At 63.2% G+C, this 7,453-nt stretch carries 6 protein-coding genes; 1 reads left to right on the top strand and 5 read right to left on the bottom strand.

From position 1 onward, the window contains the following. Positions 1-281: 281 nt before the first annotated feature. The 5 genes from QZZ60_RS09565 to QZZ60_RS09545 form a co-directional block, all read right to left on the bottom strand. On the bottom strand, positions 282-902 hold the full coding sequence (locus QZZ60_RS09565) for a flavodoxin family protein (RefSeq protein WP_295640874.1): 621 nt from the start codon (positions 900-902) through the stop codon (positions 282-284). A 252-nt stretch (positions 903-1,154) separates the two neighbouring features. Next, positions 1,155-1,730: a nucleotide exchange factor GrpE gene (gene grpE / locus QZZ60_RS09560; RefSeq protein ID WP_295640872.1), complete on the bottom strand. Its 576-nt coding sequence runs from the start codon at positions 1,728-1,730 to the stop codon at positions 1,155-1,157. Between the two features lie 52 nt (positions 1,731-1,782). Next, positions 1,783-2,742, bottom strand: a complete 960-nt coding sequence (locus tag QZZ60_RS09555; RefSeq protein ID WP_295640870.1) for a DNA polymerase III subunit delta' — start codon at positions 2,740-2,742, stop codon at positions 1,783-1,785. A gap of 1 nt (position 2,743) precedes the next feature. Beyond that, the gene (locus QZZ60_RS09550) at positions 2,744-4,018 is read right to left on the bottom strand and encodes an adenylosuccinate synthase (protein ID WP_295640868.1); all 1,275 of its coding nucleotides are present in this window, start codon (positions 4,016-4,018) and stop codon (positions 2,744-2,746) included. 533 nt (positions 4,019-4,551) lie between these two features. Further along, positions 4,552-5,466, bottom strand: a complete 915-nt coding sequence (locus QZZ60_RS09545; protein ID WP_295640866.1) for a LysR substrate-binding domain-containing protein — start codon at positions 5,464-5,466, stop codon at positions 4,552-4,554. 157 nt (positions 5,467-5,623) lie between these two features. On the opposite strand from QZZ60_RS09545, the gene QZZ60_RS09540 reads away from it, so the two are divergent. Continuing rightward, complete coding sequence (locus tag QZZ60_RS09540; RefSeq protein ID WP_295640865.1) at positions 5,624-6,568, top strand: AEC family transporter; 945 nt, start codon at positions 5,624-5,626, stop codon at positions 6,566-6,568. The last annotated feature ends 885 nt before the right edge of the window (positions 6,569-7,453 follow it).

Genomic DNA, 7,453 nt, shown 5'->3' with positions numbered 1-7,453 from the left:
AAGTGAATTCCGGCTGCTTGCGGCCGTCGGCGCGGGCTCCTCACCTCGCCCGCGTGCCCCCGAGCGCTGATAAGAAGCTGAAAGAAACAGGGGGGCGCGGGGGGAATTATTTCCCCCGCATTGCCTTTCCAGGGGGCCGGGGGACTCCCCGGCGGGGTGCGGGGCGGCGCCCCGCATTGCCTTTCCTGCGTTTTCTGCCTTTCTTGCCTTTCCGCGTCAGCGTTAAAAAAAAGGCGGGGCCCTGTTCGGGCTCCGTCCTTTTACGGCACGCGCGAAAGCGCTTATCTGATGAAGTTGGTGCGTATGGTAGGTTCCTTTTCCGGCAGGGGGATGCCTGCGGCCTTTCCGGCCTCGAAGCAGCGGAGCATCCACGCCATGTTGCGGGCGAGCTGGCGCATGGTCTGGAGGCCTTCGGCGTCCTGGCGCACTTCGTCGGGGGTATTGCCGTGGACCTGGTTCCAGTAGCTGGAGGTGACCACGGGCATGTTGTTCATGCCGAAGTACTTGTTGATCTGCTCGAAGGCTGCGGAAGCGCCGCCTCTGCGGCAGCTCACCACGGCCGCGCCGGGCTTGTTGGCAAAGAGGGAGAAACCGGCAAAGAAGAGTCTGTCGAGGAAGCTTTCGAGCTGTCCGGACGCGGAAGCGTAGTACACGGGGGAGCCGAACACGAATCCGTCGAACTCAGGCACCAGGGCGAGGGCTTCGTTCACCTTGTCGTCGCGGAAGCAGCGGCCGGTCTTGCGGCAGGAGCCGCAGGCGATGCAGCCCGCCACAGGCTGGGTGCCGAGCTGAAAGATCTGAGAACCGATGCCCTGTCTTTCGAGTTCCGCGGCCACTTCGGAAAGGGCCGTCCAAGTGCAGCCCTTGGGGTGGGGGCTGCCGTTCACAAGAAGAACCTGCATAACATTACTCCTGTTTTTATAAGTCCAGGTCTTTTTATCATCCCGGGACGCCCTGCCGTCCATGTCCAAAGTCACGAACGGACGACGGCGGCGGCCGTCCGGGACGGATTCCGGCGGGATTACGATCGCCGGGGCGGCGTTATGGCCAGCGCGGACACGCGCGAAGAAGCGGCGTCGCCGTTCCGGGGAGAGCACAAAAACGGAGCCGCCCGCGGGCGACTCCGTTCAGATACGAAGGGGAAAAGGACGACCTTACAGAGCGACGATGACGCGGGCGGGACGCAGCAGATGATCGTTGAGTCTGTAGCCCTTCTGCATGACGCGGACGATGCAGCCGGAGTCGACGCCTTCGGCCGCCTCCTGTCCTACGGCTTCGTGGTCGTTGGGATCGAAGACCTGACCGGGTTCTCCCACGGGCACGAGGCCGTGCTTCTTGAGCGCGTCGAGCAGCATGGTACGGGTCATTTCCACGCCGACCATCATGTTGCGGCTCTCTTCCGACTGGCCGCCGTACTGGAGGGCGAGGTCGAGATTGTCCAGCGTGGGAAGAAGATCGGCGAGCACCTTTTCGGCGGCGTAGCGGGCCTGCTCTTCCTTTTCGCGCTGAACGCGCTTTTTGAAGTTGTCCATCTCGGCCAGCGCGCGCAGCTTGACGGCATTGGCCTCTGCGGCCACATTGCAGGCCGCGCAGAGTCTGGCGCGGCACTCCTCGAGCTGCTCTTCTTCCGTCTTTTCCTGAACGGGAGCGTTCTCTTCGGCGGCCTGTTCCGGGGCCTCGAGTTCCGCCTCTTCGTTCACGGCATCCTTGTTTTCAAATTCCTGACTCATGAAAAGACCTCCAATAGTGGTACACGAAAGGTAGGAACGAAGAGTCCCTCTGTCAAGGAGTTCCGGGCACTTTGCCGCGTCGCCCCTCGCGCACGACGCGCCACAGTCCCGTGGCCATGGCGTCGAGGGCAAGCAGCGGATTCACCTGCGCGATGAGCGAGTCCTGACACTTCACGAAGAGCTCGGAAAGTTCCAGAAGCAGTTCTTCGGGCAGGGGGCGCAAAATTTCGGCAAGGGCACCGGATCTGCGTCCGGCAAGGCAGTCGGCAAGGGCCTTCTGGCCCACGAGCACGACGTTCTGCGCGGTTGCGGCGTCGAGGCCGTTTCTGGCCTGGGTCATGTCGAACCAGCCCCGGCCTTCGGAAGCGAAACGGGCAAGTGCCTTTTCCCAGAGTTCAAGTTCGGCAGGCAGGTCGCGTCCTGTTTCCGGCCAGGGGAGCGTAATGACCCATCCGCGGGAAACCAGCGTGGGCAGGAGCCGTTCGCGCTGGGACGCGGTGAACACGAAGCAGGTATCGGGCGACGGGTCTTCCAGCACCTTGAGCAGGGAATTGGCGGCTTCCACGCCGAGCGACTGCGCCTCGGCCAGCACGATGACGCGACGACGTCCGAAATGGGGCTTTTCGCCCAGCACGGGACGCAGCGCGCGCACCTCGTCGATCTTGATGGACGCGACACGGCCGTCGAGCAGGAAGAGATCGGGATGCATGTTCGCCCCGATCCGCAGGCAGGAATGACAGGCCAGACAAGGTTCGTCGCCCTGCTCCTCGCAGTTGAGCAGCGCGGCCCACCACAGGGCGAGGGCCACGCGGGAGGAAGCGTTTCCGCCTTCCAGATGCAGAAGCTGCGGCGGCTCGCCGCGCATGGCGCGCAGAAAGGCGCGCGGCCTTTCCAGTTCCGGACCGAGAGAAGCGGAAAACGCGGCGCGCGCCTCGTCCACGCCGGGGAGTCTGTCCTCGGGCGCGGATCTGCGCGCGCTCGCTTTGGCGCCTTCCTTTCTGGCCGCGGCCATGCTAGCGCCGGAAGGTCTGATTTCTGTCGGGGCCCACGGAAACGAAGCCGATCTTCACGCCGAGCAGGGTCTCGATGCGCTCGATGTAGCGACGGCAGTTTCCGGGCAGGGATTCCCACGTGGTGCAGTCGGAAAGGTCTTCGTCCCAGCCGGGGAGCACTTCGTAGACGGGCTTGACGTTGTCGAGTCCGCGCGGGGTCTGCGGCGGATACTGCATGACCTTGCCTTCGTATTCATAGGCCACGCAGAACTTGATTTCCTTGAGACCGGAAAGCACGTCCACCTTGGTGAGGGCGATGGAAGTGGGATCGCACAGACGTGCCATTTCGCGCAGCACCACGAGGTCGAGCCAGCCGCAGCGGCGGGGCCTGCCGGTGGTGGCGCCGTATTCGCCGCCCTGACGACGCAGGAATTCGCCCATGTCGTCGAACAGCTCCGTGGGGAAGGGACCGGAACCCACGCGGGTGGTGTAGGCCTTCACGATGGCGATGCGCTGATCGATCATGCCGGCATGCACGCCGGAACCGATGGAAGCGTTGTCGCACACCACGTTGGAGGAGGTCACAAAGGGATAGGTGCCGTGATCGATGTCGAGCATGACGCCCTGCGCGCCTTCAAACATGATGCTCTTGCCGGCGGCGTCGGCGTCCATGATGAGCGTGGACACGTCGGCGAGATAGGGCACGAGACGGGGCGCGATGGCCATGAGATCGTTGAACACGGTTTCGGGATCCAGCGCGGGCAGGCCGTAAAGCTGCGTGAAGAGCACGTTCTTTTCCTGAAGGGCGTGCTCGATCTTGGCACGAAGCACTTCGGGATCGGTGAGATCGCCCGCACGGACGCCCACACGGGCCTTCTTGTCCTCGTAGCAGGGACCGATGCCGCGACCGGTGGTGCCGATCTTGGATTTGGCGTGTCCTTCGCGCGCGCCGTCGATGGCGCGGTGATAGGGCATGATGAGATGCGTCTTGTAGCTTATCTTCAGCCGTTCGGGGCTGACGTCGAGTCCGAGACTCTGGAGGGCGTCGATCTCCTCAAGAAAGCTCTCGGGATCGAGCACGACGCCGTTGCCGATGATGCACATCTTCCCGGGGTGAAGGATGCCCGAAGGGACAACATGCAGGACGTACTTCCGGCCATCCACAATGACCGTATGTCCGGCGTTGTTGCCGCCCTGAAAACGGACCACCATATCCACTTCGGAAGTGAGCAGATCGACGATCTTGCCCTTGCCTTCGTCGCCCCACTGCGCACCAACGATAGTCATGTTCGACATATATTTCTCCTTAGGACGCACCTTGGAAATAGTAAGGCCTGTGCAGCCTTCTGAAAACGCGCCAAAGCCATTTTTATAGAGTCCTTTGCCTGACTCGTCAAGACGACGACACATACCTTTGCCCGGCAGACGCCGCCCTCTGAGAGTGACGACGCCCGAACGACACTGCCGTCCGTCAGCTCTGGACCGGCTGCACGGACGCGGCGCCCGCACGACGGCGGCTGCGCTTGACGCGGGAGGGCCCCGCACGACGGCGTCGGCCGGGGCCCTGCGCCGCCCGGAAGCCCGGGCTTCAAGAAGGGAGAGAAAAGCGAAGGAACGCCCCCCGAGAGACGGTCATCCACGACGGACGAAGGCCCGCCCGGACACTGAACGCCGTCGGCACGCCGGTCCCGCGGGTTCCGCGCTGAAAAAGGACCGAAAGGGACAGGCAAAGCCATTCCCGAGCGCTGACATCTTGCGGGAAGCAACAAAGGGCGCGGGAGTCGTGCCTCTTCCCCGGCGGGAGCCGGGAGAGCGCCCCGCTCTGCCCTTCACGCCTTTTCCGTCGTCGGGGCATCGGGGAAGCAGTCGGGGAACTCGGCCTTATCGCGGTCAAGCTCGTCCTGCATCCAGGAGAAAAAGGCGCTGACGCGCGGGGAGCGGGCGGCGGAGTCGAGGCAGGCGGCGGTATAGCGGCGGCTTACGGCGATGGACGGGGATCGGAGGGAGGCAAGGCGTCCGGCGCGCAGGTCTTCGACCACGAGAAGGGAACTTGCGAGGGCGGCGCCTCTTCCCTCGGCTGCGGCGGCAAGGGCCATGTAGGTGAACTGATAGATGGGTCCGAAGCGAAGCGCCGGACGCATTCCTGCGGCCTGAAACCATGCCGTCCACGCCTCTCTGCGGCTCTGCGGGGAGCGCAGGAGTCTGTCGTTCTGCCAGTCGTCGGCGTGTTCGCCCAGGTACTCGGGGCTGAACACCGGAAAAAGCCGCTCTTCGGGGAGCGGAAGCAGAAAGAGTCCGGGCGAGGGCTTCATGTCGCGGCGAACGATGATGTCCACGTCCGGCCCCAGCTCGGGAAAGTCGGGATGCGGCGCAATGCGGACGTCCATGTCCGGGAAACGTTCACAGAAGCGGCTCACGCGCGGGGCCAGCCAGCGATTGGCAAAGCTGGCTTCCGCCACCACGGAAAGCGGTCCCACTCCGCGCCGTATGCGGGCGGTTTCCCTGCGAAGGGTATCGAGCGCGCCCGCAATGGCAAGGTAGTAGCGCTCGCCGTCCGGCGTGAGACACACGCCCGGCGAACGACGTATGAAAAGCGGCACGCCGAGATAATCCTCAAGGTGCCGGATGTGCTGGCTTACGGCCGCCTGCGTGACGCACAGCTCCTCGCCCGCACGGGTAAAGCTGCCGAGTCTCGCCGCCGCCTCAAAGGCCGCCAGCGCGTTCAGCGGTGGATTTTCCGTCATAAGAAAAACTTATCCCGACCCACAGGAAATCTCGTTTGCAGGGAGCGTCCGTTTGCTGCATTCTGCGAACTCACGCCTGTCCGGCCGGAAGGCGAAATCCGAAAAAAAGAATGCGACGGCGCTTCACGCGGGGCGTGGGACGCCTGGAGACATAATCATGTGGGATGTATTTTTATTGCTGCTTCCCGTGTTCGTGCTGATCTTTCTGGGGATGCTTGCGGAGCGTTTTCAGCTTGTGCCCCCGTTCGGCTCGACCACGCTCAACCAGTTTCTCGTGAATCTCGGGCTGCCCGCCCTGATTTTCCTGTCGATTGCGGAATGCAGGCCCGAAGACCTCGACCACGAGGCGTTTCTTGCCGGCTTTGCCGTCAGTCTTTTCGTGACGTTCGGGCTGCTCATTCCGGTCTTTCATCACCTGCGGCTGGAGACAGGCTACAAAGAGGAAGTCATGCTGTCAATGCTGGCCAGCTTTCCCAACGTGGTGCTGGTGGGTCTGCCCGTGCTCATGGCGCTTTATCCCGGCAGCCCGGTGGTGGTGCTGGCCAGCACGCTGACCAACATTCTTGAAATCCCCATGGTGCTCATCACGCTTTTCATTCTGGTGAACAGCGGCGCCAAGGGCCGTCATCCCATACGCACCATCGCGCTCGCGCTCGTCACCAATCCCGTGGTGCTGGCCACGGTCGCCGGATCGGCGTTCTACGCCACGGGCACGGCCGTGCCTGCGGTCATCGAATCGCCGTGCCGGGCGCTCGGCAACTCGGTCATGCCCTGCGCTCTGGTGTCTCTCGGCATCGTGATCAGCGCAAGGCTGCGCAACCATACCGGCACTTCCGCGTTTCATCCCGGCAGACAGATGGTCATTCTTGCGGCCAAGCAGGTCGTGCAGCCCGTCATAGCGTTCATTGCGCTCACGGCCTTTCACACGGAACCCATGTGGCGTTCCATGGGCACGCTGCTCGCGGCCATGCCGGTGGGCACGCTGGCCTATGCCATGAGCGATTCCTATAAAGTCGCGGAAGACGACGCGTCGGCGGCGGTCATCATGACCACGCTCATCTCGCTGCTCATCATTCCCGTTCTGGCCATGTTTCTCAAGTAATTTCAACAGATTTTCCGCCATGCCGCCGCGCCGGAACCGCGGAGTGCGGGCGGAAGAGCTCACGTGACGCCCGCCGGGAGCCGCATCCCGGACGGACGCCTCCTTCGGAACGAACCGCCGGAGGGGCACGAGAACAAGCCGCACGAACGCTGTCCTGCGTCCCTGAACCGCAGGACGCAGGACAAGAACCGTCGGCAAACAACGCGCGGCCCCGTCGAGAGACGGGGAATCTCAACACGGAGCCGCAAAATTTTCCTTCGTCCGAGTCCCGCGAAGGCTCCTTTGCCCGTCCGTCGGACGGAGGCAGAACCAGCATGAAGGCGACTCGCGTGGCGTCGGAAATGATTCCGCCAAGTCATGCCCGCCTGCCGGAGACCTTTTCCGAGCTCCCGGCGCTGAGAGCGAAGAAAAATTTCCGCATTTTCCCCGGAAGCGCTGGAAAACGGGCTCGCGGAGGGTGTCGTCCCCCCTTTTGGGGCATTGACAAAAAGACAAAACATATCAAATAAATCCAACAAGTTTTCAACATTCCTCCTCAATACGCGAACGGCAGGCGGCCGGACGTGCACCCGAACCACGCACGCACGACGTCCCATTCCCCCATGGACGTCCCGGCCGCCCCCGGTTGCGCTTTTTTTTTCCTTCCGCCGCCCGACCGACATTTTCGCGACGCCCGAGCAGCGCGGTTTCCCGTCTGCTCGGGACACCCTGTACGGACGCAGGACTTGTACGACGCCCGCTGCGCTTTACGCCGGAAGTGAATTCCGGCTACTTGCGGGCGTCGGCGCGACCGCCTGAAGGCAGGTCGCGGGCCCCAGAGCGTTGAGAGACGGTTGTTCTCTGCAAGCAAAGGCATGTCCGAGCGCTGAGCAAAGGCAGAAAGGA

The sequence above is a fragment of the uncultured Mailhella sp. genome, assembly GCF_905187505.1.
GTDB lineage: Bacteria > Desulfobacterota > Desulfovibrionia > Desulfovibrionales > Desulfovibrionaceae > Mailhella.
Note: the sequence above shows the minus strand (reverse complement) of the source record. Positions and strands in the feature narration are given on the sequence as shown.

Coding starts and splice junctions, on each gene's coding strand:
- QZZ60_RS09540 (WP_295640865.1), top strand. CDS start 5,624: ATGTGGGATGTATTTTTATTGCTGCTTCCCGTGTTCGTGCTGATCTTT.
- QZZ60_RS09565 (WP_295640874.1), bottom strand. CDS start 902: ATGCAGGTTCTTCTTGTGAACGGCAGCCCCCACCCCAAGGGCTGCACT.
- QZZ60_RS09545 (WP_295640866.1), bottom strand. CDS start 5,466: ATGACGGAAAATCCACCGCTGAACGCGCTGGCGGCCTTTGAGGCGGCG.
- QZZ60_RS09550 (WP_295640868.1), bottom strand. CDS start 4,018: ATGTCGAACATGACTATCGTTGGTGCGCAGTGGGGCGACGAAGGCAAG.
- grpE (WP_295640872.1), bottom strand. CDS start 1,730: ATGAGTCAGGAATTTGAAAACAAGGATGCCGTGAACGAAGAGGCGGAA.
- QZZ60_RS09555 (WP_295640870.1), bottom strand. CDS start 2,742: ATGGCCGCGGCCAGAAAGGAAGGCGCCAAAGCGAGCGCGCGCAGATCC.